This window comes from Photobacterium chitinilyticum (assembly GCF_004104355.1).
Classification (GTDB): Bacteria; Pseudomonadota; Gammaproteobacteria; order Enterobacterales; family Vibrionaceae; genus Photobacterium; species Photobacterium chitinilyticum.
On the sequence record NZ_RJLM01000128.1, the window covers coordinates 1 to 654 of the forward strand.

At 46.6% G+C, this 654-nt stretch carries 2 rRNA genes; both read left to right on the forward strand.

From position 1 onward, the window contains the following. Positions 1 to 108, forward strand: a 5S ribosomal RNA gene (gene rrf / locus EDI28_RS26210); the annotation flags it as partial. A 409-nt stretch (positions 109 to 517) separates the two neighbouring features. Next, a 16S ribosomal RNA gene (locus EDI28_RS26215) occupies positions 518 to 654 on the forward strand; the annotation flags it as partial.

A 654-nucleotide genomic window follows, 5' to 3' on the forward strand; every position in this document is an offset into this window, starting at 1 on the left:
CCATAGCATTATGGACCCACCTGATCCCATGCCGAACTCAGCAGTGAAACGTAATAGCGCCGATGGTAGTGTGGGGTCTCCCCATGTGAGAGTAGGACATCGCCAGGCTTCGAATTGAAAGAGAGCCCGCTGGTTTCAGCGGGCTTTTGTTTCGCTCCGGCTGATTGCAATGCGAGCGGCGTCAACAGAAGGTTTTCTCTTTTTAATCGGATGATAAAAAAGATGAAAACTTTGTCTTGACTGGATATCAGAAAGGCGTATTATACGCGTCCTGACTTGCCGAAGCGTTCAACGCCAAGGTATTGAAAGTCAACGTTCTTTAACAATTTGACCATGCAATCTGTGTGGGCACTCGTGAAAGAGTTAAGTCGAAAGATTTATCAATGAACTGAGTGACCRATACAAATACTAAGTTTACTTATTATTTGGCACAGTCAATTCGAGTTCTCGTTACTAGCTTCTAGTAATGGAAACTCAATCAGTATTCATTGAGCCGGTCGAAAGACCAACAAAACTTTAATTGAAGAGTTTGATCATGGCTCAGATTGAACGCTGGCGGCAGGCCTAACACATGCAAGTCGAGCGGCAGCGACAGTAACAATCCTTCGGGTGCGTTATTGGGCGGCGAGCGGCGGACGGGTGAGTAATGCCTGG